The sequence below is a fragment of the Bacillus pretiosus genome, assembly GCF_052947655.1.
On the sequence record NZ_CM129593.1, the window covers coordinates 3,403,389 to 3,430,026 of the forward strand.

The following is a 26,638-nucleotide window of genomic DNA, read 5'->3' on the forward strand; positions in this document are numbered from 1 at the left end:
TCTTTTCATTATGTATTCATTTAAACTTGCAATCCCCCGCTCACATTTAATACTTCTCCTGTAATATAGGATGCGTACTCTGATGCTAAAAAGGCCGCTGCGTTCGCAATATCTTCTGGCGTTCCAATTCTACCAACCGGAATCGCGCCAACCATCTTTTCTTTCACTTTATCTGGTATCGTTTTTGTCATATCTGTATCCATAAATCCTGGGCAAATCGCGTTACACGTAATGCCGAAACTTCCAACTTCTTTCGCTGCCGTTTTCGTTAAACCTACAACGCCTGCCTTCGTAGCCGCATAATTCGCTTGACCTATGTTTCCTTCTCTACTAATTGAAGATATATTAATAATGCGTCCATACCCTTGTTGTCTCATGTAAAGAAGTGCTGGCTGCATACAATAAAAAACACCTGTTAAATTTACTTGCAGTACTTGTTCCCATTCCGGTTTCTCCATTTTATGTAACATAGCATCTCGCGTAATTCCTGCATTATTTACTAAAATGTGCAGTGTACCAAATGTTTGGACAGCGTATTCAATTAAGGACTTCGCATCATTTTGATTACTCACATCACAACGATACTGCTTCACTTCATATCCTTCATCTGATAACTCACGTGTCGTTTTTTGTAGCTTCTCTTCATTTACATCGCTAATTAATACTTTAGCCCCTAGTTTTGCATAAACCCTTGCAATCTCTTTTCCAATTCCCTGTGCAGCTCCTGTTACTACAGCTGTTTTCCCATTTAAAAACTCCATCCCTATCCCCCATTTCTATTACTTATACTGTATATTTCGGCTCTTTGCTTCCCAATTCCTCTTTGTATAAAAAAGTCTATTTGTGTCAAACTAACTTTGCAACGTCGCATAAAACACAAGGAGATTGTGTCGAATGAACAAAAAAAATTTCAAGCAAAACAAAGCTGCTGATGGCATTGATGTTGAGTTCTCTCGTGAACTCGCTGACCACAATGACTTAGAAGCGAACGCACGTGCAAATGCCGCTGATGCACGTCAAAAACGCCAGTCAATAGAGAAATAAGGAACGCACAACCTTATTCTTTTCAACAGGGACCTACTACCCAATAAAATAAACCGAGAGATATCCTCTCGGTTTATTTTCTATATTTTTTTATATAATGTGCCAAAGTAAGTAGCGGATATATATATGCATAGCTATGATAACGAATATAAAACCCACCTGGTAAACCTGTTCCGGTAGGATAGTGTTCATTATCATCAGGATTCGCAAGCAAATATGAAATACCTTTTCGAATAGCTGGTGTTTCTTCATCATGGTAAGAAATGAGAGCATCTAACGCCCATGCTGTTTGGGATGGTGTACTAAATGGTAAAGTAACGAACCTTTTTTCCACGCTACTGTGGCACGATTCCCCCCACCCACCATCTTCATGCTGTATATGTTCCAGCCATAAAGCTGCTCTTTTCATTGATGGATTGCTAGATGGAATTCCGAGTGACCGTAAACCAGTCATAACAGCCCACGTACCATATATATAACAAATCCCCCATTTCCCATACCATGATCCATTTTCCTCTTGCACATTCATTAACCAATTTATCGCACTTTGTTTTTGTTTCTCAGGCAATTCATTTTGCGCGTATGTCCCGAAAAGCTCTAACACTCTTCCTGTAATATCTGGTGTGGAAGGATCTGTAATCATATCGCTTGCATTTTCGATTGGTAAATTTGCTAATAAATTGCTCGTCACACCTTTTTCAAACGCTCCCCAGCCACCATCATTATTTTGTAATCCTTTAACCCAATTGACCCCTTTCTTCCAAGCATTCTCTACATTTTCGTTCCCTCTACTTCTTGCCAACGCTCTTAGCACAGCTGTTGTATCATCGACATCTGGAATTGTCGTATTCACATCCGAAAAACCCCAACCGCCTGGAGTCAGCGCCGGAGCATGTACGCTCCAATCAGCTTTTTTTGTATGCTGTTTTTTTAATACATACGCTGCTGCATGTTGAATCATCTTATTATCTTTCGAAGCGTGGGCCTCTTGTAACGTATAGCTGAGTAAAGCCGTATCCCATACAGTTGAAGGAGAATTTTGCAAATGATTCCCTCTTTCCATCTTCCATATATAAGATGTTATCCCTGCTATAGCTTTTTGAATCATTGATGATTGAAGAGAATGTCCTAACGCGAGTAAAGCATAAATCATATAAAATGAGGCAGTTGCGTAACTATATAACGTTCCATTTTCATCGATACGCTCTTTCATAAAACGTTCGACTTCCTCATATCCTTTATGGTGTAAAGAAAGTGGATACGATATGATTTGTTTTACATCACTTAATAACGTTTGAAACAACGGAGACCGCTCCTCCCGAAACCATTTCCCGCCCCCGCCTGCGATATGATTTAAATTTGGCAGTAACTTTTTTCCTACTCGAAATCTTTTATTTAAACACACCATCATCGGAATTAAATGGATACGCGCTGAGCTACTCAATTCAAATATACTGAGGGGTGAATCATTTTGCAGAAACATAATCGGTGTTGGCAAATGAAAGAGCGAAGGGTATTCATATTCTCCATGAATTGCTAATAAAAACTTCGTCATAAAATGAGCACGCGCCACGCCTCCACGTTCCTTAATAAACATTTCGGCTCGCCTCATATTCGCATCTTCTTTTGTATATTTTTTTGAAGCTAGTAAGGCAGCATAAGATTGAATTGTAGCAGATAAATTGCCACCCACTTCATCTTCATACAATTTCCATGTTCCTTCATTTGTTTGAAGTGATGCTAATCTTTTTACAAACGGTTCTATCTCTTTATCTCTACCTAATAATTTTAATAAAAAAATCATATGGCAATCTGTTAATGGTGCTCCTTCAAAGCAAAACTGCCACGTACCATCTTGCCGTTGCATCGTTTGAAGTGCAGTTGTTCTTCTCGCTATTTCTTCATGCACTTTTTCATATAATAACAAGTTACTCACCCACCCTTTCGAAATCCGTATAACGATATTCAAAAAGGTAGCTAAATATGTATGAAAACAAAGAAAAACAGAACATATAAAATGTTCTGCTCATAAGCAATATCCCACTCCGACAATAATCCCTACTAAAGCACCGACTACTACTTCATACGGTGTATGCCCGACAAGTTCATTTAACTTCTTATATTCTGTTTGTCTACCGTGAAAGAACTCATTCAATATTTTCGCTTGTTTACTAACTGCAAGTCTTACTCCTGAAGCATCATACATAACAATTATTGCAAAGATAGCAGCAATAGCAAATAAGGTACTTTCCACACCTTCTACAACGCCAACACCTGTCGCAAGTGCTGTAACAGTTGAAGCATGAGAACTCGGCATCCCACCTGAAGCGAAAAACTTTGCAAAATCAAATTCACCCGTTTTGAATAATTTAAAGACTACTTTCGTTAATTGTGCTAGAAACCATGAAATTACAGCGGCCATAAGCGGATCATTATGTAAAATTGTTTCCACGTTCTCAGCTCCCTACTGACTATAATGGAAATCTATATAGTATCAGTATAAAGAAAAATGCGTAGAAAATACTACGCATTATGATACTTTTGCTGATTTATTTTTTATAAATTTCGGTTGTTTCTGCACTAAAAACTTTGTTTTCGCTATTGAAAACACAAATAATGCAACCCATATACAGAAAAATGCCATCATATGAGTAGATGTGAAATGTTCACCAAATACGAATACACCTAAAATTAAACTAATCGTTGGTGCAATATATTGTAAAAATCCTACCATATAAAGCGGAATAAGTTGTGCTCCTTTTGCAAAATAAAAAAGTGGTAAAGCTGTAACAATGCCCGCTCCTATTAATAGTAACGTCGATGACATGGAAATAGATCCAAATGAACCGAATCCATGCGCTCCTGTCATAACGAGATAGATAATCGCAAACGGCGTCACTAACATCGTTTCCATCGTAAGACCAATTGTCGCATCATAGTTTAACAATTTTTTTGTTAATCCGTATAATCCAAATGAAAAGGCAAGTGATAAAGAAACCCACGGAATAGATCCGAAACGGACTGTTAAAATGATAACCCCTATTCCAGCTAAACCAACTGCAACATATTGCCAAAAGTTTAACTTTTCCTTTAAAACGACTGTACCAAGTAAAATACTAATAAGCGGATTAATATAATATCCAAGACTTGCTTCAATGACATGATTATGATTAACGGCCCATATGTAGACAAACCAGTTTCCGCTAATCAAGACTGAAGCTATTGTTAATGACATTAATAATTTAGGTCGTTTAAAAAGATTCACGAACTCCCCAATAAACTGACGAAACCTCTTCGTAACACCTAACACAAGTAACATAAAAACGAACGCCCAAACGATGCGGTGTGCTAATATTTCATCTGCTGGAACTTCCTCAACCCATTTCCAATAGATTGGTAGGATTCCCCACATCGTATAAGCACCAGCCGCATATATAATTCCTTTTTTTTGCTGTGCTGATTGACTCCCCATCTTCCCTTTTCTCCTCTTCTCATTTTTCTCCATTATACGGTCCCGCATGCTCACTTTACCAATAATCAATCTGCAATTCTTTCGACATTTCTCATACAGCAAAAAGTAAACATACTGTTATAACGACAAGTAACGGTATACCGAAAACAAATTTCTTTTTATGTGTTTTATGGTGAAACATATACATACCAATCCAAGCACCAACTGCGCCTCCAGCTACCGCTGATAAAAACAACGTACTTTCTGGCGTTCTCCACTGTTTCTTCTTCGCTTTTCGTTTATCAAGCCCCATAAGGCTAAAAGCTATAACGTTAATAATAATAAAATAAATCCATTTCATCGCTTTCTCTCCCTATGAAAAATTCGCTTAATGGTAACATGAAAAAACGATGGAAACAACTGAAGAACACTTTTTATTAATTAGTTACCTTTATATTTAAATAACCAACTAAAATCGCAGTTACAGCAATTAAATAGAAAGATATTATGAGCAGAATCTTATATTGCATTCCCTTCATCCACTACCATATCATCGAAAAAACTTCTCTCAATCTCTTTTTCATCGAAATGAAGAACTACAATTAGTCCTACATATAAAGAAACGAAATTTAGAAACCATTCCCCATTATCATCTTTCTTAGCTAAACATTTAAATATCTCTTGAAATTGCATACGTTCATCTGCAACAACAACCGGGCGCACACCAAAATATTTCAATACGAAATGTAGGTTCAGCTGCACGGATAATGATAAAATATATTTTAATATCTCCTTATACTCCGCACTATCTTTTTGACTATACAACTTCACAAGCTTTTGATGTAAAGTAGAAATCGATAATTCTTCGTTAGTCACTTTAGTTGCTTCTATCGTTTCAATCATCTTTTTCATATTCATTACATTCACCCCTTCTGCAAAAAAACAAAAGCCAAAGCGTATTTATTTTATAATCAGCAATAATTGAGTATTTCTCATCTCTCGTTCTTCTTCACTAACCAAATCATACTTTTTTAAAAGATGAAAGATATCATTTAATATTTCCTGTGAATGATTCCCTCGCGAAAATACCTTTAACTCTTTAAAAATCACTTCCGGTAAAAAACTCTTTTGACTTTCAAGTTTACTCATTACATCTTCCATAGAATGATCGATATTACACGCCATACTAAACTTCCCCCTCTATCCTCTATAAATAATATCCTCCGCTAACGATGTAAACACTTCTCCTACAAGAGACTCTTCATCATATACAGATGAACCGTTATTTTCTTCTCGTCTTGCAAAAGGTATTTGTGCAATCACTTCTGTTTGCAATTGTTCTGCAAGCATTTCGCCGCCTCCTTTTCCGAAGAGATAATTTTTCGATCCATCTTGTTCTTCATAATAAGCCATATTTTCTACAATTCCTAAAATCTCGTGTTTCGTATGTTTTGCCATAACACCTACTCTAGATGCTACGAATGAAGCTACGTTGTGTGGTGTTGTAACGATAATTTCTTGCGCCTGCGGGATCATTGCTGCAACATCAATAGCTACATCTCCTGTGCCAGGTGGTAAATCAAGAAGTAAATAATCTAATTCTCCCCAGTGCGTATTCGCAAGGAAATTTTGAATCCATTTATTTAACATCGGTCCGCGCCACATAACCGGGTTATTTCCTTCTGCAAAAAATCCCATCGACATAATTTTAACACCGTGACTTACAACCGGAATTGCCGTTTGATCAATCATCGTCGGTTTTTGATTCGTTTCCATCATAGCCGGAATGCTAAAACCATATATATCTGCATCTAATATCCCCACTTTTTTTCCCATACGAGCTAAAGCAGTTGCAAGGTTAATTGTCACTGTTGATTTTCCAACTCCACCTTTACCGCTCGTTACAGTAATAAATCGTACCCCTGAATCAAGGCGAAGCATGCTCGGCATTCCAGTTTCTGTTCTACTATTTTTCTTTAACTTCTCTGTTAGCGCAGCTCGTTCTTCTTGTGTCATAGAACCAAATGTCAAATCTACTTTAGATGCACCAATTGCCTGAAGAGACTCTTCCACATCTTGTTGAATTTTTGCCTTTAATGGACAACCTTGAATCGTTAGCACTACTTCAAGTTTAACCTCTGTTCCATTCATTTGTATATTTCTAACCATATTTAATTCTACAATACTTTTGTGTAACTCCGGATCCTCTACATGTTTTAATGCGTTCATTATTTGTTCTTGAGTAATCATAGAACTCATCCCTTCTCGTATTCGAATTTATATACAACATCTTCTTGGCGAAAAAGCTTATTATCCCCCACTAACGGGCGGGATTAATGCGACTATATCTCCAGCTTTTATCATCTCTTCATCCGTTACAAATTCTTCATTAACAGCCACCATCACTCTATCAAGCGATTGTAAGCAATAGCTTGCTTTGAGCCATTCTTTTAATTGCTGCACTGTCATTTCTTGTTTTTCTGAAATTATTAATTGATCCGATCCGATTTCCTCACGCAAATTTGCGAACAATAAAATTGTAATCATCTTCTCATTCTTCCTTCTTCGGTTTTCCTTCTGGATATGCCGTATTTTCAAGTTGATCTCCAATCCACATCGTCCCATCTTCCCAAAATTCTTTTTTCCAAATTGGGACGATTTGTTTTATACGTTCAATCGCGTATTCATTCGCTTCATACGCTACTTTACGATGCGGTGATGAAACTGCAATAACGACCGCAATATCCATGATTTCTAGCCGCCCTACACGGTGCTTAATTGCTACTTTTGCGTCCGGCCATTTTCCGTTAATTTCTTCACCAATTTTTGTAAGTTGTTTTACTGCCATCGGTTTATATGCTTCATACTCTAAATGTAACGTTCGTTTTCCTTTTGTTAATTCTCTCACCGTACCAATAAATGTTGTAATTGCACCTGCTTCTCTTCTTGCGACTTTATTCGTTACTTCTTCAACTACAATCGGTATATCTACAATCTCAAATAGCGCTTGTCCCATTAGAAACACCTCTCACTTTATAAAATGCCCAAGGCCATTCACTACCTTCGTTATCTTCCAGCAAAAGAACATCTACGAACATATCTTTTTTATAACCTCTCGTACCACCTGGAAGTACAATAAATATATTTGTCTCTGCTAGAGAAGAAACCGAGCTAGATTTATCAAACCCTGACGGATAAGCGATTAATTGCCCTTCGTTATATGTCAGTTTTGCTCGCACAAATCTGGTAAATGGATTTGGTTTTAGAAAATCTTCTCCTAATAACGCTTTTTCTCTTTTTACATGTGCTTTTTCACTAAACATATACGTCCGAATACAAGGTCTTACAAATAATTCAAATCCTACGTAACAAGCAGATGGATTTCCTGATAAACCAAATAATAACTTGCCATTTAATTGTGCTACAGTCGTAACACTACCTGGCCGCATTGCAACTTTATTGAAAAGAACCGATGCACCTAACTTTTCGTAAATAGCTGGTAAATAATCGTAATCCCCTACTGATACACCACCTGTTGTAATGAGCATATCCACTTGGCTTAACGCTTCTTTTACAGCTGTGAAGCATGTATGAAACTCATCGCTAAACTTCCCAAAATATTTTACTCTTCCGCCCGCTCTTCGAATTTGAGACAATATCATATACGTATTACTATTTCGGATTTTCCCTGGCTGTAATGAATCATTTACATCCAGTAATTCACTACCAGTCGCTAACAATCCAATTACAGGCTTTCTTGCCACTGGTACCTCACTATATCCAAACGTAGCAAGAAGAGCTGAAATACCTGGATGAATGTATGATCCTTTTTTTGCAAGAACCGTTCCTTTACGAGCATCTTCACCTTGAAAAGAAATATTGTCACCCGTTTTGAATGATCGCTTCACTTCCATATAATTGTTGCCAGCTTCCTCATATTGACGAGTCAGCTCTAACATAACAACCGCATCACACCCATTCGGAATTTGCGCTCCCGTCATAATTCGAACCGCTTGAAACGGCCCTACTTTCTCGTGAAATATTGATCCCGCATCAATTTCACCAATTACTTCAAACACAATTGGTGTTTCATAACTTGCTACATTCGTATCTTCTGCTCTAATAGCAAATCCATCATACGGTGAACGATTGAATGAAGGTACGTCATGGTCAGCTATTAAATCCTCCGCTAATATACGTCCGTAAGCTAATTCAATAGGTAGTAACTCCTTTAATCCCTCATTAGCAAATCCCATTACTTTACGAACAGCTTCTTCAACCGTAATTGGCACTCTTCTTTCCATTATTGACAACCCTTTCTATTAACCGAATACGCGATAATATAATTGTTTCGCTTTCGAAATATCATTTGTACCATGAATGAAAACACGACCATCTCGAAAAATAACGACGCGGTAATCATCTAGTTGGCAAGATAGTAAATACGGATTCCGATCTACTTCCCCCAATTTTTTTAATACTTTTTCTATATCGTCAAAATCGTACTTCCTATTTTCTACCGGCCTAATTTGCACTGTATTTCTTCCGCATAAAACAGCCACCTTCGTTTGGTTTTCGTATGATAAATAAGGATAAGTTCGATTCAAACCGCACGAGGGGCAATCTTCTGTTTTGATTTTCCCTAGTCTTATAAAATGGTTTTGATTACTCCATATATCAAACATGAAAAATGTTTTTCTAATTGCTGAGAAATCTCCGACTAAAATTTTGAGTGCTTCCGCCACTTGATATGCTGCGACGATTTGAACAGTCGGGCTAATAATTCCAGCGGTATCACATGTCACACCTGTAACAGGAACGTTCTTCAGCACACAATGTAAACACGGTGTTTCTTGCGGAATAACCGTATAACTCATACCGTACGATCCAACGCAAGAACCATATACCCACGGGATATTATGTTTTTGTGATAAGTCATTTATTATAAATCGAATATCAAAATTATCTGTTGCATCAATTATTACATCTACATTTTTTAATAGGTCCTCCATATTTTCTGCAACTGCATCCATTACGAAAGCATGTATTTGTACTTCCGAATTAATTTGTTCTAGCCGATTTTTAGCAGCGATTGCTTTCGGCATTTTCTCTCTCACATCTTGTTCAGAGTACAGTTGTTGCCTTTGTAAATTACTCCATTCAACGTAATCACGATCAATAATCGTCAATTTGCCAATACCTGCACGTACGAAACTTTCGGCACTTGCACTTCCTAATGCGCCTGCTCCTACAATTAACACATGTTTATTCCGAATTTTTTCTTGCCCTCTACTCCCAATTGGTTTGAACAACTGTTGTCGTGAATACCGCTCATCCATTACATATCCTTCCTCTCACGAACTCTATTTCATATTAGAATGTTGTTTTTGATAACAAGCAAAATAAGCAAATCCAACAAATCCAGCTCCCCCAATTACATTTCCGATAAAAACAGGAACAAAATTTCTAGCAAGATCCATCCACGTCAGATGACCTGCAAAAATAACTGCTGAAATAACAAACATATTTGCTACCACTTGCTGAAATCCAATCACTACAAATGCCATAATCGGAATCCAAATTCCGATTATTTTCCCGACAAAATCACTCGTCCCATAAGCGAGCCAAAGCGCAAGACAAACGAGCCAATTACAACCAATTGCTAAAATTAAAGTTCTCCCAAATGATTCATGTAATTTCCCTTCCGCTATCGCTACCGTTTTATTTAAATAATCTCCCTCTGTTAATCCGCCAAGATGACCGAAACAATACGCAACAAAAATAGCTCCCACGAAATTCATGAAAGTAATCCAAACCCAATTATTTAGTACACTTACCAATGTAATTTTCTTTGCATAAAGCGCCATAGAAAGTGACATCATATTTCCGGTAATTAATTCTCCTCCTGCTAATACGACGAGCATTAATCCAACAGGGAAAACCGCTCCTCCTAAAACATTGACTAAACTACCCCAGCGCTCAGGTAAATTACCTAAAACACGAATATTAAGCAAAAAACCTAACGAAATAAACGCTCCTCCTAAAAAACCGAGAATAAGCATTGCTGGCAACGTCTGACTTACTTTTTGAACACCGGCCTCAATTACAAGCTCAGCAATTTGTTCCGGTTTATGAAATGCCATTACTAATTCCTCCATTTTCTCCAAATAAAAAAGCAGCTTCAAAAAACCTCCTCAAAATAAAGGTTTTTGAATGCTGCTTAATTTCTCTGCACATCTTTTACAGAGATATCAATCATCACTTTTACTATAAAATAGAAAATCTACAAACGTTGCATACTTTCCATTTTGTATATACTTCCTCAAAGCGTCACTCTTATATATCAACCACCAATATGTGACATTTCAATTTTAGGCGATCTTTTTTTACTTGTATGACTTAAGCGTTCATCTGAATAACGATCTTCTCGGTTGTTCCATATATCACGTACGATATCTGTTATTTCCTCGTCACTGTATCCAGATCGAAGTAGTTCCCTCAAGTCATTTCCTTTAGAAGCGAACAAACAAGTATATAATTTTCCTTCTGCAGAAATACGTGCTCTCGTACATGATGAACAGAAGGAATCTGTTACTGATGAAATAATACCTATCTCTTCTTCATTTCCAATATAACGATAGCGAGTCGCAACTTCACCTGCATAATTTGCTTCTATCCGTTCTAATGGCATAACTTGATGAATGGCATCTACTATCTCTTGTTTCGAGACGACCTCTCTTAATTCCCAACCGTTATAATTTCCAACGTCCATATACTCAATAAAACGAAGAATATGCTTATTTTCCTTAAAGTATTGCGCCATCTGCAAAATATCTTGTTCATTTTTCCCTTTTTGAACGACCATGTTAATTTTAATTTTCATACCAACTTCAGCTGCAGCCTGTATGCCTTCCAGGACCCTTTGCACTTTGCTTCTATTACCATTCAAATAGAAAAACCGATCTTCTTCTAAGGAATCTAAACTAACTGTCACACGTGATAAACCCGCCTTATATAAATCAGGAGCAAACTTTTTCAGTAGTGATCCATTGGTTGTTAAACCGATATCCTCCACACCATCTATTTTATTAAGGCGCTCAATAAGCTGCGGAAGACCTCTTCGAAGTAACGGTTCTCCGCCCGTAATTCGTAACTTTCTTACACCTAAAGAAACAAAAATACGTGTTATCCTTTCAATCTCATCAAAAGATAAAATTTTATCATTAGACAAAAACGAATAATCAGGACCAAATATTTCTTCTGGCATACAATAACGACAGCGGAAATTACAGCGATCAGTAACAGAAATACGTAAATCCTTTAAAGGACGTTGTAGTTTGTCTAATGTGACAGATTTCATATTTATTGCCTCACTTTTACTTATTTTATATTTATAACACGCTCTGGATGCGTATATACATTTAAGGATTGATTCCGAATAAACCCTATCGTAGTAATACCTAATTCTTCTGCTAGCTGCAAAGCCAATTCGGTTGGAGCTGATTTTGACAATATAATTTCACAACCGATTTTTGCAACTTTCAATAATATTTCCGAAGAAATACGACCACTAAATACAATGACTTTATCTTTTATAGAAATATTATTTTTTAAGCAATAACCGTAAATTTTATCTAATGCATTATGTCTACCGATATCCATTCGGCTTAAAATAATGCCATTCACATCACACAAAGATGCATTATGAACGCCACCTGTATGTTGAAACGTCTCCGCAGATTGCTGCATTTCTTTCATTAATCGAAAGCAGTCTTCTGCAGCAACCTGTACATGGACACCATTCATTTTTTTAGCGCTTAGTGCATCATTTGCAAAAACAAACCCTTGTCTACTCATACCACAGCATGAAGTAATATAACGTTTATTTTGCATTTGTTCGTAATACGGATTCACTTTTTTCGTTGTGACATGCACAAATCCTTCTTTCTCTTGTACCCATATGTCATCAATATCTTCATACTTCCGAATGATTCCTTCAGATGCTAAAAAGCCTATTACCATATCTTCTATATATTCTGGAGTACTAACCATTGTAACAAACTCCTGTCCGTTCATTTTAATCGTGACAGGAAACTCTGTTACAATACTGTCCTCTATATGTTTAAACGCCCCTTGTTCATAACGAAAGATTTCTCTTTCTACCTGTATCGGTTTCACGATCAGTATCCTTCTCTCACGTTATATTTTTATCAAAAACAAATACCGAAACTGCAATATCTTCTTCTACTTTCATATCTGAAAATAAATTCACTAATTTCGCTCCAACAAGTTCCTCCAAATGTTCACGGGAATTCGCAGCATACACTTCTTGAATCATTTTCGTTCTAGCCATATGAACCATTTCCGCACCGTCCATCGTACTTGAAATGAATTTTTCAGTAGGTGTTAAGTTTCCGTAAAGGGTCGCAATCGCCATATTTTCAGCAAAAACAGTATGAATTCGTTCTGGTCCTTTTCCGAAAAGTTCCTTTCGAAGTTTTCGTATCATATCATTAAATTCATGTACTTTTTTTGACATACAATTATACCTCCCAAAAATCCTCATTTTACTTTATTATATATTTTACCAAAATGACCCTTCCGCCCAAAATATTTCGTACAAACATTTGGGCGAAAAGATTCACTTCATGAAGATTATTCGTCTTTTAACCCTTTACCCATACCTTTTAAGAAATGAAGCCCAAACCCTATAGCACGGTTAATATCTGGGTCTTTCAATACTTTCATAAGGTCAAATACCCCTACTTTTTTATTACTCTCTAGATGTTCATTACCTTCTTCTAACCCTACTAATAAGCTACCTATTAGCTTTTTCGTAAGTTCTGGATCAAGTTCTGTTAAAGCACCCGCAGCACCCATCATATTATTAATTAAATTCGTAACAGGCTCACGAGTCACTTGGCCAAGTACAATCTTTGCGATCGGTTCTTTCGCCTTTAACATAGAATTTGCAGCTTCTAGCATTCCGATGTCATTTAATTCCCCAACAATATTAAACATTTGATTTAAAGCCTCTTCATTATTAGCTAGAAGCTCTTTTAAATCATCTAATTTTTGCTGTTTTATTTCTTCCTCAGTTAATTCTTGTTTTTGAATCACTTTTATAGGTGCAGCCATATTTTTCTCCTCCTACTTATCCGTTAAATGCACATACCCTGGACGTGCCCACTTACGATTTACCTCAATACCAGCTTGAGGATGACGTTTTTTGTTACGCGGGTTCGCTTTTGGCATCGGATTTGCGCCATCAACTTCTAGCACTTCCATACGCACTTTCGTCTGTTTATAAGCAGGTGTGTTCGTACGTACGTCCACAGCAGGACCTGTTAAGAAATTAATTGCTGTTTCATTATCTGTAGAGTTCATCGGTAAATATAACTCATTTTCTTTTACACGGTCTGTTACAAGTGCACGTAATTTTAATGCTCCAAAAGGAGAAACAAGACGAACTAATGAACCTGTTTTCACTCCACGTTCTTTTGCAAGTGCTGGAGAAACTTCTACAAACACACCAGGTACTTTCGTTTGAATACCTGTTGATTTATTTGTCATATTCCCTTCATGGAAATGCTCAAGCATACGACCGTTATTAATGTGAAGATCGAACTCCGCTGGGAATTCAGCTGGACGTACCCAGTCAGCAATCGCAAAACGAGCTCTTTTATCTGGGAAGTTAAATCCATCTTGGAACAGAAGTGGTGTATTCGTTCCATCAAAACTTCCCCAATGGAAACTATTCCACCCTTCAAGTACTTCATAGTTTGCTTGTGAGAATAGTGGTGATAAACTTGCCATTTCAGCAAAAATTTCACTTGGATGGCTATAATTCCAGTTTGCACCTAATTTATTCGCAATCTCCTGCACAATCCACCAATCTGGCTTCGCATCTCCAAGCGTAGGAAGAACTTGATACAATCTTTGTACACGACGCTCTGTATTTGTGAAAGTACCTTCTTTCTCAAGAGACGGTGCTGCCGGTAATACAACATCTGCATATTGAGCAGTTTTAGATAAGAAAACGTCTTGTACAACGAAGAAATCAAGGCTTGATAACACTTCATGTACGTGGTTCGCATTAGAGTCTACAAGAGCCATATCCTCTCCGACAAGATACATAGCTTTCATTTTCCCTTCATCAATTGCGTGAAGCATTTCAATATTATTAAGACCTGGTTCACTATTAATTTTCACTCCGTAAGCCATTTCAAATTTCGCACGTTCCATATCGTTAGTAACGTGCTGATATCCAGGAAGCCATCCTGGTAAAGTACCCATATCACAAGCACCTTGTACGTTATTATGACCTCGAAGTGGATATGCACCAGCACCTGGACGACGATAATTACCTGTTGCAAGCAGTAAGTTTGAAATCGCAGCGGAAGTATCCGATCCACCTGTATTTTGCGTTACTCCCATACCCCAAAGGATACATGTACCATCTGCATCACGAATCATTTCAGCCATTTGAATAAGTATTTCTTTTGAAATACCAGTCATTTCTTCTGCATAATCAAGTGTATATTCTGTAAGACTCTCTTTAAAATCTTCAAAGAAGTTTACATTCTCATCAATAAATCGTTGATCGTGCCAGCCTTGGTCAATCATATATTTCGTAACAGCCATTAACCATACTTGATCTGTTCCTTGTTTTGGACTAATAAAAACGTCTGAACGCTCTGCCATTTCTGTTTTACGAAGATCAGCCACAATTAATTTTTGTCCGTGTAATTTATGCGCACGTTTAATACGTGTAGCTAAAACAGGATGACCTTCTGTCGGATTACAACCTACAATAATAACAAGACCGGATTTTGCGATATCTTTAATCGTTCCAGCATCTCCGCCCATACCAATTGTACGGAATAATCCGTCTGTCGCTGGCGATTGACAATAACGTGAGCAGTTATCAATATTATTCGTTTCAAATACTTGTCGAGCTAATTTCTGAATTACATAATTGTCTTCATTCGTAATTTTAGATGAAGAAATAAAGCCGACAGCATCTTTACCGTATTCTTCTTTAATAGATCCTAATTTACTTGCAACTACATTTAGTGCTTCTTCCCATGTAGATTCAACAAACGTTCCATTTTTACGAATTAAAGGTTTCGTAATTCTTTCTTTAGAATTTACGAAATCCCAACCGAATTTTCCTTTTACACAAGTAGAAATTGCGTTAACTGGCGCATCAGAAGAAGGTTGTACTTTAAGGATTTTACGCCCTTTCGTCCACACTTCAAATGAACAACCTACACCACAAAATGTACATACTGTTTTCGTTTTCTTCGTACGAGTATCACGCATAGCCGCTTCCACTTCTGATACCGCAAAAATGCCGCTATATCCAGGCTCAACTTCTTTAATTAAATCTACCATCGGTTCAAGAATATCTGGTTTTAATCCCGTCATAAATCCAGCTTCACCGAGCATCGTTTTCTCCATTAAAGCATTACAAGGACAAATGGTTACACATTGACCACAGCTCACGCATGAAGAATCATTAATATTTACTCCTTCATCCCAAATAACTCGTGGACGTTCCGCTTCCCAGTCTATTGATAACGTTTCATTTACTTGTAAGTTTTGACAAACCTCAACACATTGACCGCATGCAATACATTGATTAGGATCGTAGCGATAAAACGGATGCGTCATATCAACTTCACTTGCATCTACTTTTGGTTCATAAGGATATTTTTGATGTTCAATCTCCATTAATTCTGCTGTATTATGCAGTTTACAGTTCCCATTGTTGTTGTCACATACTGTACAGTATAATAAATGATTTTCTAGTAACCTATCCATTGCCTCTGTTTGTGCTTCTTTGGCATGAGCAGAATTACGTTCAATGTTCATACCTTCTGTCACTACTGCCGAACAAGAGCGCACTAACTTTCCGTCAACCTCTACAATACAAGTGTCACATGTTTGAATAGGATCTACTTCTGGCACGTAACAAATTTGCGGATGTTCAATCCCGTTCTCATTAATAACACCCAATATCGTTGAACCAGGCTCCGCTGTATACTTTTTTCCGTCAATTGTAATATGAACCATGTTGTTATTCATGGTCTTTCCCCCTTTTTGAGAATAAAAAAACTCCACCACGAAAATATACGCACCACATTTCGGCACGTTATTATCATGGTGGAGTAGTTTATTAGCACATCTTGCTAAAATACCAATCCATTTATTCATAAATAAAACGATAGATTCATAACAGGTCATATCACGATTCCATCTTTAACACTATAATTATAGCGTTAAAGATGGAAATATACAATATAAAATTTAAACTACGCATATGTCAGCACGGAACTATCCATAATAACCCATATAAAACATAACAAGGAGTAAGCGAACAAATGGGGTCTTTTAATAAATGGATACGTGGTGAAAAATCTTTCTCTGCACAAGAACAAGCTGATCACCTTTTAAATAAATCTATCTCTTCCTCTCTTTCCCTTAATCTAAAGCACTTGTCCAAACTTTTTAGCGGTATTCCAGAATTAATTACACGTACTTTTCCGTTAAAAAACGGAAAAGTAGCTACAATTATATATATGGAAGGACTTGTAGACAAAACCGTTATTAACATTGATATTCTTCGACCTCTCCTATTTAAAGAGTGGAATGAAGTTGATTGTTGGGAATCCTCAGTTACAGTCGGGAATATAAAGAAAGTTCAGCAGTGGTCCGACATTGAACATTCCCTTTTACATGGTAAAAGCATTTTATTTATAAATGGACAACTTACAGCATTAGAACTAGATACGCAATCGGCGCCAAAAAGAAGTATTGAAGAACCTACAACAGAAACTGCTATAAAAAGCTCCCACGAAGGATTTAATGAAGTAGCGAGCGACAGTCTTGCACTTATTCGTCGATATATTCCAAATCGCGAATTGAAAGTGAAGGAATTCACTGTTGGTGAACGAGCTACTTCAAAGGTTTTTTTGCTGTACTTAGCAGACGTTGCAAACGAAGACGTTGTACAAGAAATGGCATGCCGTATCGAATCAATCAAAGTGGATGCCATTATTACTACTGGAGAATTAGAAGGGTTTGTTGAAGATAATTCCTATACTCTCTTTCCGCAATTATCAATAACCGAACGCCCTGATACAACGGCCCATCACATTTTGGATGGACGAATTGCTGTTGTTGTAGACCGCTCACCCGGCGTATTAATTGGACCTATGACCTTTTCATCTTTTTTTCAGACGATAGATGATTACAGCTTCCGGCCAATGATTCCATCTTTCATACGACTACTTCGTTTTACCGGACTATTTATTGCAATATTTGCTCCAGCTCTTTATATTGCTATGATTTCCTTTCATTATGAAGTGATTCCACTTAAATTATTGTTAACAATTGGAGAATCTCGAGCTAAAATTCCTTTCCCCCCTATATTAGAAGCACTTTTGATGGAACTAGTACTTGAAATGCTCCGCGAAGCTGCGGTTCGCCTTCCTGGTCCCGTTGGACAAACGATTGGAGTCGTAGGAGGGATTGTCATTGGACAAGCTGCTGTCCAAGCAGGAATAGTAAGTAATGTTATGGTTATCGTCGTATCTATTACTGCAGTCGCTTCTTTTATCATCCCTAACATGGAAATGTCAGCAGGAATTCGGCTTCTTCGCTTTCCAATGATGATAACCGCTTCTTTGTTTGGGGTCATTGGAATTATGGTCGGGATGGCAGTTATCATCATCCATATTCTTTCTATGGAATCACTTGGTATTCCTTATGGTAGTCCTTTTTCTCCGTCATTTGCTTCAGATTTAAAAGACATTCTTGTACGTTTACCATGGAAACTAATGAAGAAACGACCACTATCCCTTAACTTAAAACAAGAGAATCGACAACGCGATATAGAAGAAACGGAGGAAGATAAGTGACAAAGCGTGCAAAGAGGGAGATTAGTTTATTTCAATACATTTTAACGATTAGTGGTGTTCAAGTAGGGTTCGGTGTACTTACACTGCCACGTGAAGTTGCGCAAGGGGCGAATACAGATGGCTGGATGTCTATTATAATAGGATGCGCTATCACTACTTTAGTCAGTCTATGTATTGTAAAAATTATGGAAAAACATCCCGGGTATACTTTACTTGATGTGCTAACTCGTTATCTTGGGAAGTGGCTAGGAAGAGTAGGAATGATTTTTTGGATTTTATATGCTGTTCTTGCAGCTGTATCCTTAATTTTTTCCCTCTTATACGTTATTCACATTTGGATTTTACCTAGATCTCCAATGTTTTTAATCATGATGTTATTATCTATCCCAATGGTTATGCTCGCATGTAAAGGTGTTCTTATTATTAGCCGCTATGCTGTTTTTACTGTCTTATTTACACTCTGGATGCCATTGCTATTATTTATCCCACTTAAAGACGGGCATTGGGTTTATCTTCTTCCTCTCCTTAAAGAGGGATGGCTACCAGTTTTCAACACAGTAAAATCAACTATTATTGCCTTTCTCGGATTTGAGTTTGCATTTGTCCTTTATCCTTATCTCAGTAATAAATCATCTGCAAAAAAAGGAATCGTTATTGCAAATATGATTACTTTATTCGTTTACCTGCAAGTTACGTTCGTTTCTTTCGTTTATTTTAGCCCAGATGGTATAACTAAGTTTTTATGGCCCACTCTTTCTCTTGTTACACCATTTCACTTTTCATTTCTGGAACGGTTTGAAATTATCTTTTTGTCATTTTATCTCTTCATTATTTTTGATTCTTGCATTCCTTATATTTTTACTGCCTCAGATGGAATCAATCAGTTACTTAACAAAAAAGGGAGTTCATTACCTATTTGGTTTTTATTATTCGGGTGTGTTTTCGTTTTATTTTTTTATATCCCATCCTCGTATCAAATAAGTGCATTGCGGGAATTTTGGGGAACTGCAAGTTATTTTATCGTTTTTCTATTCCCAGTCGTATTTCTCTTATACATGACACTTTATCAGCATTGGAAAAGGAGAAAAATTTAAATGAGACGCTTTATTTTCACTATATTTTGCTTTCTCATAACCTTTTTAACAGGATGTGGAGGAGATCGGCTCGACTTAGAAAAACAATCCATTTCATTAATTTACTGGTTTGATGCAAAAGCAAAAGGAAAATTAATTGTATACCACGTAAACCCTATTTTTAATGAAGATGTGGAGAAAAAATACGAAACTCATGAAGCGACAGTACATACTCCTCGAGAAGCAAAAGCAACATTTAATAGTTCAAGTAGCGGTGTAGTATCTACAGAAAAGTTACAACTCATTTTATTTAGTACGAAATTTTTAAAACAAGAAGGAGCTATGCCTTACCTTGATGTTTGGTATCGCGACCCTAAAAATACTGGAAATATGCGCATGGTTGCAGTAGACGGTCCAATCTCTTCAGTTATATATAATAATTTTAAAGATAAGCCTGCACTTCCTGAATATTTAACAGATTTAATTAATACGAACAAACTATACAATCGAACCGCGTTTACGACATTCCATGAATTCCATAGGCAAACTTTTAATAAAGGTATAACACCTGCTATCTCAGAAATAAAAAAAGGTAAAAAAGATATTCTCGTTACCGGCTCTGCATTATTAACTTCTCGCGGAATCTATAAAATGTCTTTAAATCGATATGAAAGTGCCCTTCTTCTTCTATTACAAAAGAAAGCGAATATACCCGTTTCACTTACACTGAAAATCCCTTCTCATTCAGTTGAAAGTAATAGTCATCTAAAAGATACAGACGGCGACGACTTCGTAACAATAAATGTTCTTAGCATGAATCGTGACATTCACACAGGCTATAACGATAACCACTTCAAATTTAATATTGCAATGAATTTTAAAGTTTCCGTATCTGAACTTACATTCAACATGGATATAGACAAAGGTAGAAAGAAATTAACTTCACTTATTACAAAACAACTAAACAAAGATTTAAACGATTTAATCCACAAAATTCAAAAACAGCAACTTGATCCATTCGGGTTTGGTGATTATGCGAGAGCATTTCAATATAAAGAATGGAAAACGGTTGAAGACGATTGGCCGAGTGCCTTTTCAAAGTCTAATGTGAAAGTAGCACCTACTATTAAAATTTTAGAGAACGGGATTATTAAATAAAAAAAACACGCTACTTGCTCTTATACGTGTAAAGAGTAAGTAGCGTGTTATCATTTTTATTTTGAAGCTTCCTATACAGTTACGCTTCTGTTTCTGGTTCTTCGTTTTCCGCCTGTTCCAATCTTTGCTGCTCCGCAAGTTCGGCTGAAATCATTCCATAATAAATTTCTGGATACAATCCAAATATTTGATATACACTTCCTAAAAACGGCATCGGAATCCCTCTTTTCTAAAGTTGTATTGCCACTTTTAAGGATTCCCTTTTCATTCATTATACATTCGTTTTTGGCGTTTCTTCTTCATCATGAACGCTTAATAAATTTTGCCACTTTTTATAAGGAGCACTATTTGGATCTACATAACCTTTCGCGTACGAACGATCCCACAATTGTTTAATAAACATTTCTTTCTCTTTCTTTGCAACCATATCGGCACCTGTACCGTAATAGTTTTGGAAATATAACTCAATTTCGTCAAGGAATAATCTTAATAATTCATCAGAAGTTTCTTCTAACGTTGGATCATATTTTGCTTCACGGTCATACATTAAAATCATATCTAAAATATTATGGACATGCTCTTTACGAAGCCATCTAATATCTTGAGCACCTAATACGAACGGATGTGTATATAAATGTCCGCCCTGTATCATAGCTTTTTCTTGTTCTTCTTCAAATCTGGACAAGATGTTTTCATAAATAAACGGATTATGAAGCAATGCTCTGTGTAATTTATAACTTTCACTTGAAATATTTTTTCCCATCGACTGAATTAAGAAGCTACGTCCAACACCGTTATATTGATACACGAACTGACCATCAACAGCAACTAAACTAATCCAGCGATACATATACGCGTATAGAAGAGCGCGATTACATTTATCGTAATCCAGTTTCGTTTGCGTTGCATTTAAGTCTGGCATGAATGCTGGTAAGTGCCAATACTTATCTAAATGCGGCGTTAAACTAGATTTTTTACTATTCAACTTGTTCACACGGCGATAGTATGACTGAAAATAATCACCTTTATCATTCATAAATCCATTTGCAATATGTCCAGACGACAGCTTAGGAAAGTCTTGTAATGATAAACCATAATGCGCACGATAACAAATGACTTCAAATGGCGAAAAAGCTTCATGTACTGTATCTTTTTCTTTAAACATTTCTTGAATTAATTCTTCTTGCAATTCTTTCTTTAAAGATGGATGTATACCCCAATATTGTAATTCCCTATGATGGGAAACTTTCGGAACGAATGGACTTGCTAAATGGAACAAGTCTTCAATTTTTTCACGGACGTATTCATCACGATCACGCTTCTTATAATCCGCCTCTTTTCGTAACGCCTCAACGATATTCAGCTCTAATTTATCACGATAGCGTATTTGTAATTCATCGTAGCAATAACTTAGTATGTGCTCACGATAAAAATCTTCTACTTTTTTCGATTGAATCTCTTCCGTTTTTGCATCCCGGCAATATTCCCCGTATAAACTCATATAAATTTCCGCAGATATATCTTTCGGTAATACTCCCAAATTTAAATGTTGCTGCATATCTTGCCATATCTTTTCTTGCAACTTCTCTTCAGCTAATACGTATACATTCGTTGGGTTTGTTTTCCCTTCAAATTCCTTGCTTCGCTTTTGAATTTCAAACAATAAATTTTCACGCGTTTCGTGTAAATTATCAAAAAACCTTTCCCAATATTGAATCATTTTATTAACTGCTTGATAAAGCGATTGATAAACGAGTTCTAATAGCATTTCTTTGCGATACTCGTTTAATTTGTGTACATACTGCGTTACAATATCTTCAAATTCTTTTTTAAACAAACGCTGCTGATTATTAATCATTTTTCCAAACCAGCCTTGTTGCTGCGCGATTTCTACTCGGCGAACAGCTGTTACCGTTCCATCAATATTACTTACATTAAATTTCTTATCGTAGTTTTGAATTAAATTACGCTTTTGTTCATTATTTTCATGTAGTCGATTCATTTTCTCGACTAACTGCTTTCGAATTTCATACAACATAAAACGAGCTGATACTGGATGAACAGGATCCGTTTTCTTTAAAAACCATGTATTTAATTGATAGGACTGCCCTTCAGAACCACTTGGTGAAAAACGGTCTGATTCAATCATGTCATACAATAGTGTCGTTACATGCTCATGTACGCGGCTCGGAATCGCATACGCATATAAACGAACCGCATGATCCACCCTTGCTACTTCACCTTTCATTTGCTCCATCATTTTCAGTTTCGCAGCCGAAATTTTACACTCGTGCTGCAGTCGGTTTAATTCCTCATCTTTTTGCACCGTACGCTGTACATAACTTTCTACAGCCTCTAAAAACAGTTTAGATTTCGCAACACCGACCTTACCGCCCTCTGCTCCTTCACGCGTTTCATTGTACATTTGTCTATAAAAAATATGAGCCTGTTCTGGACGGGTAGCAAGATGTTCTAAGTCTTCTAAATAACTTTTCCCACGCTCTGGCTTTTCACGTTGCATCCCGCGTTTGACGTCTTGGTCATATCTTTGCTTCTTCTCTTGAAACAGTTGATCTAAATGCAGCCAAGACTCATCTAAACCTTGCACAGCCCATTTTAAAGCACAATATTTTAACACGTGCTCATACGGATAAATAATCTTTGCCGTTCCTGCCCCGCAATATCGTCCTTTCCCACTTGATTCTGCTAATTGCTGAATTTGATTATCTTCCTGTGCAAAATGATTGGCAGACATCGGACTAAATAACTGTAAATAAATCGTATTTGCCATTTGCTCCATATAATCTGATAAATTGTGCAGATGGTGTCCATGTAGATTTTCGTAATCGTATAAGAAACAATAATTGTACGGTAAATGATGTTGTTTAATCGTATGATTCGTTCTTCCGTCTTCATCTACTTGATCAGGTCGATATTCTAATTCAATTGTAACACCACCGCGTTTTGATAATTCTCCAGTAGAACCGAGTGTAATGGCATGTAATTCTTTTAACGAAGCATAGCCGTTTGCTTGCACCGTTTCAAACTCTTTCGCACTGACCGTTCTCGTCTTAACTAAAACATCCGGCATTAAAAACGCACCACGTATTAAAATGTTGTGATGCTGCAGTTTTTTCCGAAGCATTTCACGTAAATATAATGCAATTTGTAGAAACATCCCTGAACCTGTTCCGCCCGCTAGTGATGTTACGATAATGACACGCACTCCATATTCCGTTTGATCGCTTGTAACCGGAAAAATTTTCTCGATTTCTTGCCAAAAGGAAGTCAATTTATCTTCTTTCATCGCAGCAAGTAACGCTAAACGGGAAATGACGCGTAACTGTCCTGCCCCTTCTGTCAGTGGTTTATCAAGTATAGTCGGGTCCATCGGAAACCACTCTGGAATCGTTGGATCTCCTGCAATATACTCTCTTGGCGTTTTACTAGAACTCGTTTGCGTCTTAAACTTTCGAATATGATCAAATTTACTCAATGTATTCACATCTGTATCAAATACGTGCATTGCTACCTTTTTTCGGCGCTCCTCAGGTAGCCTTTCATATATTTGATGTGTCACAGTACTACCGATTCCACCTAAACCAATTAATATCGTTGGAACTTGTAACGTCATGTGAACCACCTTCCTATTCTTGCTTGTTTGAAAAGAGGGGAGAAAGATAAGACTCCCTCCTTTTCCCTATCTACTATTCACACTCATATTTGTAAATTTCTTTACCATACCCTCTATCAATTACTAAAAGTTCATTTGGATATAACGTCTTATGTTCCATTCCAACCTCATCTTCTGTTATAAACATCCCATCAATAATCATTCCTACTACTTGTGACTCTTTCGCTACAAATATTGATTTCGATCCTTTCTTTGCTATAAACGTAACGGATTGCACAGTCTTTCTTTCTGCTCGGAATGGAATACCAAAATAGTGCTTCCACCATTTATTTTTAAGTAATTCTGGCTCAGATTGATATAACCAATCTTTCGCTACCTCTTGATCCCATTCGTAATACAATAGTGCTTTTCGGTGAAATCTTGGACGAACAATCCATCCTAAAACAATTATTCCTACTACTAACAATAATAAAGTAATAGGAATAACAAACTTAAAAATAAGCGCATATTTTTCATAGAACGGTGCATTTTGAATATGAAGTGATATATTTTTCTTTACTTCTTGTAATTTTGAATCTTGCACTACGATGGTAGCTTCTACGGTGCCGGTATCTGTAAAATTGAATGTGTCGGAGTAATGAGGGCGAGGATAAATATAAATTTGATTATCCTGTTGTTTTATTTCATAGTTGATTGATTGTTTAGATGTGACACCAGTAGATTTTAATAGTTTCTTTACAGCTTCTTCTGTCATCGGCTTACCATCTAACTGTGGTTGTATAATAAACGGTTTACTATTCTCTAAATTCGTTACTTTTTCCTCATAATCTTTCGTAATAGTTTGCAATGATAATTTTGGTTTTTCAGTTACTTCGATTTTAAATTCCTTCGTCTGTCTGTAAAACCCCTTTATGTTCATATGAACTTTCCCGCGCACTAACCCTTTATCAATCTTCGTTTCGTAGTAAAATACATGTTTTTTATCGTCCCACTTCATCGGGTACTGTTTTCCGTCTATTTCTACTTCTGACTGAAAATATGAAGACTGAATTGGTAATTCCGTAGGCTTCGCTTCAATAACAGCAGTAACACCTTCGTACATTTTCTCCACATTTTTTTGACTACTATCGTCTTTGTCATAAGTAGAAACAGTATAGTTAAGCGCCGGTTCAACTAGTACTTGTAATCCTTCTTTCTCAATATCTCGATCCACTTCTATCGTATACGTTCCTGGTTTAATAACCTCGTGATTTTCCGTACTTATATGAACTATATTTCCGAATAATTTCGCTTCTCCTGGTGCATGTATGGAATAAGAAGATTGTAATTGTAATGGTTTAGAAATTTGTGTGACCTGATAATTAGACAAAGAAGGCGATTGCCGTACAAGCGTCATACGCTTTAACGGGAATGGTGTTGTAATCTCTACTTTCTTTCCTACTACTTTCGTTTTTACAATCGATTCAACCGAGGAGAACGGATCACGATTTGCAACTAATGCTGCCACTTGATTGACGCTTTTTACAATACCATCCTCTCCACTAGATGGCATCGTAACGCCATTTATCTCTTTCTTCCATATTTCTTTAAACGTATTTAGTTGTGCCTTTTCTTGCTGCCCTAAATCCTCTTCCATCGTAATTAAAATTGGATGTAACGATATCTTTTTTGCATCCATTTCTTTCTTAAACTGCGCTAGCTTCTGTGTAATCTGTTCTTTTCCGCCAACCTTATCTTTCTCTAAATCATTAAATGCCCCGTCAGTTAAGACAATAAGCCAAAATTCACGTTTTCCATCTATATCTGCTTCCTTTTTTATAGATTGCATCGCCGTCTCTACTGCGCTAAACGGAGTATTTAAATACGTTTTCCATGCTCCAATTCCCTCAATTTCTGTTTGTCTCTTATCCTTCGTTAACGAAATGTTTAATGGATCATTCGGCTTGCTCATTGGAACGTAAGAAAATTTATCTTTTTCATCTAATAGCGCAACTAAACTTTGCAAAGCGTAATTGGCATATTTCCAGCGATCGTTATTTCTCATGCTGCCCGAATCATCATATACAAGTGAAACGACCCTTTCCTTTGCCTCCTCTCCTTTTGCAAAAGTCCAAAAAGGATGTAACCATATAAATAGAAACAACATGAATGTGGCACAAATTCGAATTTTCATGATGAGGCTTCGCCACCTTTGTAGACAAATTCCTATGTTTAAATTTATGAGAGGATACAAGATATATGACTTGTATTTTAGGACAACTAGCGCATCATAACTTTATTATGTAAACAGTTATAAAAACTGAATATTATTCCTTCTAGCGTTTTCTATCCGATACTATAAGTAAAAAAGCCT

General features: G+C 36.7%; 25 protein-coding genes. 4 read left to right on the forward strand and 21 right to left on the reverse strand.

All coding sequences use genetic code 11. From position 1 onward, the window contains the following. Nucleotides 1-20: 20 nt before the first annotated feature. Complete coding sequence (fabG, locus tag ACU8YW_RS17400; protein ID WP_000395032.1) at nucleotides 21-761, reverse strand: 3-oxoacyl-ACP reductase FabG; 741 nt, start codon at nucleotides 759-761, stop codon at nucleotides 21-23. A gap of 133 nt (nucleotides 762-894) precedes the next feature. On the opposite strand from fabG, the gene ACU8YW_RS17405 reads away from it, so the two are divergent. After that, the gene (locus tag ACU8YW_RS17405) at nucleotides 895-1,044 is read left to right on the forward strand and encodes a YfhD family protein (RefSeq protein ID WP_060487356.1); all 150 of its coding nucleotides are present in this window, start codon (nucleotides 895-897) and stop codon (nucleotides 1,042-1,044) included. Nucleotides 1,045-1,117: 73 nt separating this feature from the next. Here ACU8YW_RS17405 and ACU8YW_RS17410 read toward each other — a convergent pair whose 3' ends face one another. The 17 genes from ACU8YW_RS17410 to fdhF form a co-directional block, all read right to left on the reverse strand. Beyond that, nucleotides 1,118-2,971 carry a terpene cyclase/mutase family protein gene (locus ACU8YW_RS17410; RefSeq protein WP_098134788.1) on the reverse strand — a complete coding sequence of 618 codons (1,854 nt, stop codon included), beginning with the start codon at nucleotides 2,969-2,971 and terminating at the stop codon, nucleotides 1,118-1,120. 99 nt (nucleotides 2,972-3,070) lie between these two features. Beyond that, on the reverse strand, nucleotides 3,071-3,496 hold the full coding sequence (locus tag ACU8YW_RS17415) for a divergent PAP2 family protein (protein ID WP_000447816.1): 426 nt from the start codon (nucleotides 3,494-3,496) through the stop codon (nucleotides 3,071-3,073). A 78-nt stretch (nucleotides 3,497-3,574) separates the two neighbouring features. Further along, nucleotides 3,575-4,516, reverse strand: a complete 942-nt coding sequence (gene rarD / locus ACU8YW_RS17420; protein WP_000535553.1) for an EamA family transporter RarD — start codon at nucleotides 4,514-4,516, stop codon at nucleotides 3,575-3,577. A gap of 91 nt (nucleotides 4,517-4,607) precedes the next feature. Beyond that, a complete protein-coding gene (locus tag ACU8YW_RS17425) occupies nucleotides 4,608-4,856 on the reverse strand; it encodes a DUF1294 domain-containing protein (RefSeq protein ID WP_000871331.1) in 249 nt (82 codons plus the stop codon). 158 nt (nucleotides 4,857-5,014) lie between these two features. Then, nucleotides 5,015-5,413, reverse strand: coding sequence for a hypothetical protein (locus ACU8YW_RS17430; RefSeq protein ID WP_075311544.1), 399 nt, complete (start codon nucleotides 5,411-5,413; stop codon nucleotides 5,015-5,017). Nucleotides 5,414-5,455: 42 nt separating this feature from the next. Then, nucleotides 5,456-5,680 carry a group-specific protein gene (locus ACU8YW_RS17435; protein ID WP_097889897.1) on the reverse strand — a complete coding sequence of 75 codons (225 nt, stop codon included), beginning with the start codon at nucleotides 5,678-5,680 and terminating at the stop codon, nucleotides 5,456-5,458. A gap of 15 nt (nucleotides 5,681-5,695) precedes the next feature. Then, nucleotides 5,696-6,745, reverse strand: a complete 1,050-nt coding sequence (locus ACU8YW_RS17440; RefSeq protein WP_087982172.1) for a P-loop NTPase — start codon at nucleotides 6,743-6,745, stop codon at nucleotides 5,696-5,698. A 60-nt stretch (nucleotides 6,746-6,805) separates the two neighbouring features. Continuing rightward, nucleotides 6,806-7,042: a molybdopterin converting factor subunit 1 gene (gene moaD, locus ACU8YW_RS17445; protein ID WP_087982170.1), complete on the reverse strand. Its 237-nt coding sequence runs from the start codon at nucleotides 7,040-7,042 to the stop codon at nucleotides 6,806-6,808. Between the two features lie 4 nt (nucleotides 7,043-7,046). Next, nucleotides 7,047-7,511 (reverse strand): molybdopterin synthase catalytic subunit MoaE, encoded by a 465-nt coding sequence (moaE, locus tag ACU8YW_RS17450; RefSeq protein ID WP_088608890.1) that lies wholly within the window; start codon nucleotides 7,509-7,511, stop codon nucleotides 7,047-7,049. Next, a complete protein-coding gene (gene moeA, locus ACU8YW_RS17455; RefSeq protein WP_446893983.1) occupies nucleotides 7,492-8,799 on the reverse strand; it encodes a molybdopterin molybdotransferase MoeA in 1,308 nt (435 codons plus the stop codon). Before moeA ends, moaE begins: the two co-directional genes overlap by 20 nt. A gap of 18 nt (nucleotides 8,800-8,817) precedes the next feature. Beyond that, entirely contained in the window at nucleotides 8,818-9,834 is a 1,017-nt protein-coding gene (locus ACU8YW_RS17460; RefSeq protein ID WP_106383409.1) for a molybdopterin-synthase adenylyltransferase MoeB, read from the reverse strand. Nucleotides 9,835-9,858: 24 nt separating this feature from the next. After that, entirely contained in the window at nucleotides 9,859-10,638 is a 780-nt protein-coding gene (locus tag ACU8YW_RS17465; RefSeq protein WP_033656377.1) for a formate channel, read from the reverse strand. Between the two features lie 200 nt (nucleotides 10,639-10,838). Further along, on the reverse strand, nucleotides 10,839-11,855 hold the full coding sequence (moaA, locus tag ACU8YW_RS17470) for a GTP 3',8-cyclase MoaA (protein ID WP_206773118.1): 1,017 nt from the start codon (nucleotides 11,853-11,855) through the stop codon (nucleotides 10,839-10,841). 20 nt (nucleotides 11,856-11,875) lie between these two features. Next, nucleotides 11,876-12,673: a formate dehydrogenase accessory sulfurtransferase FdhD gene (gene fdhD / locus ACU8YW_RS17475; RefSeq protein WP_075311558.1), complete on the reverse strand. Its 798-nt coding sequence runs from the start codon at nucleotides 12,671-12,673 to the stop codon at nucleotides 11,876-11,878. A gap of 16 nt (nucleotides 12,674-12,689) precedes the next feature. Then, the gene (locus ACU8YW_RS17480) at nucleotides 12,690-13,034 is read right to left on the reverse strand and encodes a Na-translocating system protein MpsC family protein (RefSeq protein ID WP_000039582.1); all 345 of its coding nucleotides are present in this window, start codon (nucleotides 13,032-13,034) and stop codon (nucleotides 12,690-12,692) included. A gap of 116 nt (nucleotides 13,035-13,150) precedes the next feature. Continuing rightward, the gene (locus ACU8YW_RS17485; RefSeq protein ID WP_087981472.1) at nucleotides 13,151-13,633 is read right to left on the reverse strand and encodes a helical membrane plugin domain-containing protein; all 483 of its coding nucleotides are present in this window, start codon (nucleotides 13,631-13,633) and stop codon (nucleotides 13,151-13,153) included. 12 nt (nucleotides 13,634-13,645) lie between these two features. Continuing rightward, nucleotides 13,646-16,585 (reverse strand): formate dehydrogenase subunit alpha, encoded by a 2,940-nt coding sequence (fdhF, locus tag ACU8YW_RS17490; RefSeq protein ID WP_097907362.1) that lies wholly within the window; start codon nucleotides 16,583-16,585, stop codon nucleotides 13,646-13,648. Nucleotides 16,586-16,881: 296 nt separating this feature from the next. On the opposite strand from fdhF, the gene ACU8YW_RS17495 reads away from it, so the two are divergent. Genes ACU8YW_RS17495 through ACU8YW_RS17505 form a run of 3 tightly spaced genes read left to right on the forward strand, consistent with a single transcriptional unit; the run spans nucleotide 16,882 to nucleotide 20,651 of the window. Next, on the forward strand, nucleotides 16,882-18,420 hold the full coding sequence (locus ACU8YW_RS17495; RefSeq protein WP_426934048.1) for a spore germination protein: 1,539 nt from the start codon (nucleotides 16,882-16,884) through the stop codon (nucleotides 18,418-18,420). After that, a complete protein-coding gene (locus ACU8YW_RS17500) occupies nucleotides 18,417-19,514 on the forward strand; it encodes an endospore germination permease (protein WP_000166511.1) in 1,098 nt (365 codons plus the stop codon). Before ACU8YW_RS17495 ends, ACU8YW_RS17500 begins: the two co-directional genes overlap by 4 nt. Then, nucleotides 19,515-20,651, forward strand: a complete 1,137-nt coding sequence (locus tag ACU8YW_RS17505) for a Ger(x)C family spore germination protein (protein ID WP_446893984.1) — start codon at nucleotides 19,515-19,517, stop codon at nucleotides 20,649-20,651. It abuts the gene before it with no gap. A gap of 79 nt (nucleotides 20,652-20,730) precedes the next feature. Here ACU8YW_RS17505 and ACU8YW_RS17510 read toward each other — a convergent pair whose 3' ends face one another. The 3 genes from ACU8YW_RS17510 to ACU8YW_RS17520 form a co-directional block, all read right to left on the reverse strand. Further along, nucleotides 20,731-20,865, reverse strand: a complete 135-nt coding sequence (locus ACU8YW_RS17510; RefSeq protein WP_001116178.1) for a hypothetical protein — start codon at nucleotides 20,863-20,865, stop codon at nucleotides 20,731-20,733. A 57-nt stretch (nucleotides 20,866-20,922) separates the two neighbouring features. After that, entirely contained in the window at nucleotides 20,923-24,285 is a 3,363-nt protein-coding gene (locus ACU8YW_RS17515; RefSeq protein WP_426934049.1) for a tubulin-like doman-containing protein, read from the reverse strand. A gap of 73 nt (nucleotides 24,286-24,358) precedes the next feature. Further along, a complete protein-coding gene (locus ACU8YW_RS17520; protein ID WP_087982149.1) occupies nucleotides 24,359-26,458 on the reverse strand; it encodes a vWA domain-containing protein in 2,100 nt (699 codons plus the stop codon). Nucleotides 26,459-26,638 lie beyond the last annotated feature (180 nt).